3 protein-coding genes, 1 tRNA gene and 1 pseudogene are annotated in these 2,872 nt (G+C 69.4%); all 5 read left to right on the top strand.

Annotation, left to right across the window (positions count from 1 at the left end; genetic code table 11):
• Window positions 1–135: 135 nt before the first annotated feature.
• The 5 genes and pseudogenes from AC2W7M_RS23165 (at window position 136) to AC2W7M_RS23145 (ending at window position 2,677) form a co-directional block, all read left to right on the top strand.
• Window positions 136–696 carry an AAA family ATPase gene (locus AC2W7M_RS23165; protein WP_486135259.1) on the top strand — a complete coding sequence of 187 codons (561 nt, stop codon included), beginning with the start codon at window positions 136–138 and terminating at the stop codon, window positions 694–696.
• Between the two features lie 170 nt (window positions 697–866).
• Window positions 867–943: transfer RNA gene (locus AC2W7M_RS23160), tRNA-Trp, on the top strand.
• Between the two features lie 239 nt (window positions 944–1,182).
• A complete protein-coding gene (gene secE / locus AC2W7M_RS23155; RefSeq protein WP_486135257.1) occupies window positions 1,183–1,380 on the top strand; it encodes a preprotein translocase subunit SecE in 198 nt (65 codons plus the stop codon).
• A gap of 11 nt (window positions 1,381–1,391) precedes the next feature.
• The gene (gene nusG, locus AC2W7M_RS23150; protein WP_121623771.1) at window positions 1,392–1,922 is read left to right on the top strand and encodes a transcription termination/antitermination protein NusG; all 531 of its coding nucleotides are present in this window, start codon (window positions 1,392–1,394) and stop codon (window positions 1,920–1,922) included.
• Between the two features lie 153 nt (window positions 1,923–2,075).
• A pseudogene (locus tag AC2W7M_RS23145) lies at window positions 2,076–2,677 on the top strand (DJ-1/PfpI family protein).
• Window positions 2,678–2,872: the final 195 nt, after the last annotated feature.

Genomic DNA, 2,872 nt, shown 5'->3' with positions numbered 1-2,872 from the left:
CGCAGAGCCGCGGCCTGCCGGGCCGCCGCCGGCCGCGAACGCCGCGCTGACGGGGTCGCGCCGCGGCTTGCCTCGTCCTATCCTGGTGCCGGTCCATCCGCCGCCCCCCCTTCCAGAACCTCGACCCGTCCGGAGATGCGCCATGCCGGCTGCCGATCCGCCCTTCTTCGTGCTCACCGGCGGACCCGGATCCGGCAAGAGCACGCTTCTCGCCGCCTTGGCCGCGCGCGGCACGCCGTCGCGCCCGAGGCGGGCCGCGCCGTCATCCGTCAGCAGATGCGGATCGACGGGCCGGCGCTGCCTTGGCGCGACCGCGCCGCCTTTGCCGAAGCCATGCTTGCGCACGACATGCGCAGCTACGACGAGATGGCGGCGGCAGCGGGACCCGTCTTCTTCGACCGCGGCATTCCCGACACCCTGGGATACCTCACCCTCTGCGGGCTGCCGGTGCCGGCCCATGTCTTGCGCGCCTGCACGCAGCTGCGCTACGCGACGACCGTCTTCATCGCCCCGCCTTGGCGCGAGATCTACGTTAACGATGGCGAGCGCCGGCAGGACTGGGACGAGGCGGTGCGCACTCATGCCGCCATGGTCCAGGCCTATGGTGACCTCGGCTATCGTCTGCGGGACTTGCCGCAGGCCGACGTGGACGCCCGCGCCGGCTTCGTTCTCCAGCATGCCGCAGGCCGGGCCTGAGCCGGGGATCGCGCCGCGCCGCCTCTTTACAGCCGCGGCGCCTCACTCTAAACACGGCCATCCGATGCGCTGGGCTCAATTCCCGGCGCGGCGGAGTCTACCCCGAACGCAGCCGGGTTCCGGCGCCGCGGCCGGGTGCTAGGCCCCGGGTCAGGCCGCTCGGCGGCCCTAGGAGTGTAGCTCAACTGGTTAGAGCACCGGTCTCCAAAACCGGGGGTTGGGGGTTCGAGTCCCTCCACTCCTGCCACCTTTCGGTGGCGGGCACGAGGTTGAAGAGCAGGGTCCGGCCGACCATGTAGGCCAAGCGGAGGCGCACAGCGCGCACGCGGCCCGGGTCACCGGGACCAGAGGGCTTTTCGCCAGCGACATTCCTGTGGAAGGGGCGTCGGGGCGGGAGAGGACATCACGGCGCGGCGCGCTTCGCGGCGCGCGCGCAACGAGAGAGGTGGCGGCCACCGGGTTTCCCAAGGGGCCGCCGGGACAGACATGGCGAAGCTCAGTCCGGTGGAGTTCTTCAATCAGGTGCGCGCCGAGACGGCGAAGGTCACCTGGCCGACGCGCCGCGAGACGCTCATCACCACCGCGATGGTATTCGTGATGGTGTTCCTGGCCTCGATCTTCTTCATGATCGCCGACCAGATCATCCGGTTCGGGGTGTCCACCCTCCTCACCATCGGCCAGTGAGGAGAGCCCCCATGGCGAAGCGCTGGTACATCGTCCACGCATATTCCAACTTCGAGAAGAAGGTGGCGGATTCGATCCGCGAGCAGGCCGACCAGCGCGGACTGCAGGACCTGTTCGAGCAGATCCTCGTGCCCACCGAGAAGGTGGTCGAGGTGCGCCGCGGCCGCAAGGTCGACACCGAGCGCAAGTTCTTTCCCGGCTACGTCCTGGTCAAGATGGACCTGACCGACGAGGCCTTCCACCTGATCAAGAACACCCCCAAGGTCACCGGCTTCCTGGGCGCGGACAACAAGCCCATGCCGATCTCCGAAGGCGAGGCCATGCGCATCCTGCAGCAGGTGCAGGAGGGCATCGAGCGGCCGAAGCCTTCGATCACCTTCGAGGTGGGCGAGACCGTGAAGGTGGCGGACGGGCCGTTCGCCTCGTTCAACGGCATCGTCGAAGAGGTGGACGACAGCCGCTCGCGCCTCAAGGTCGCGGTGTCCATCTTCGGCCGCGCGACCCCGGTGGAGCTGGAATTCGCGCAGGTGGAGAAGGTCTGAGGCTTCGCCTTGGCCGATTTGAGTTCTGCAAGGGCGCGGGCGGCACGGCTCGCGCCCTTTGCGTTTCCCGCGCTATAGCCGGATAACACCCGGCGCCGCGCCTGCCCGCCTATCCTTCCTGCGCCCCCGCAAACCGGGGAAAGGGAGGACACGATGGCGACAAAGCGCATCCTGATGATCGTCGGCGACTTCGTGGAGGACTACGAGGTCATGGTCCCGTTCCAGGCGCTCCTGGCGGTGGGTCACACCGTGCATGCGGTGTGCCCGGACAAGAAGGCGGGCGACACGGTGGCGACCTCGGTTCACGATTTCGAGGGCGCGCAGACCTATTCCGAGAAGCGCGGCCACAATTTCGCGCTCAACGCCACCTTCGCCGAGGTGGATCCGGCGGGCTATGACGCGCTGGTGATCCCGGGCGGCCGGCGCCGGAATATGTGCGCCTCAACCCGCGCGCCATCGAGATGGTGCGGCATTTCTTCGAGGCCGGAAAGCCGGTGGGCGCGGTGTGTCACGGCGCCCAATTGCTCGCTGCGGCGCGGGTGATCGAGGGGCGCACCGTGTCGGCGTATCCCGCCTGCCGGCCGGAGGTGGAGCTTGCCGGCGGGACCTATGCGGACATCGCCATCGACGCCGCCGTGACCGACGGCAACCTGGTCTCGGCCCCGGCCTGGCCGGCGCATCCGGCCTTCCTCGCCCAGTTTCTGGCCGTGCTCGGCACCGCCATCGTCCACGACACCGAGCGCCGCGCCGCCTGAGACGGCTCGCGCGCGGGGCAAGACGGGCATAGGATTGGCGGGCGGGCGAAGCTGCGGCCGCCCGCGCCGCACAGGCGCCATCGGAGCGGCGCACGCCAGCGGCGCCTCCGGCAATCAGACCCGGCAGCAAGGCCAGGGAGGCGCCCATGTGCAAGCTCTTCATCGAGGCCGATCCCGAGCTGTGGCAGACCCGGC

The sequence above is a fragment of the Xanthobacter sp. BG11Y11_SDJG genome (assembly GCF_057364445.1).
This window is presented reverse-complemented; position numbering and strand designations above follow the sequence as displayed.

Coding starts and splice junctions, on each gene's coding strand:
- nusG (WP_121623771.1), top strand. CDS start 1,392: ATGGCGAAGCGCTGGTACATCGTCCACGCATATTCCAACTTCGAGAAG.
- AC2W7M_RS23165 (WP_486135259.1), top strand. CDS start 136: ATGCGCCATGCCGGCTGCCGATCCGCCCTTCTTCGTGCTCACCGGCGG.
- secE (WP_486135257.1), top strand. CDS start 1,183: ATGGCGAAGCTCAGTCCGGTGGAGTTCTTCAATCAGGTGCGCGCCGAG.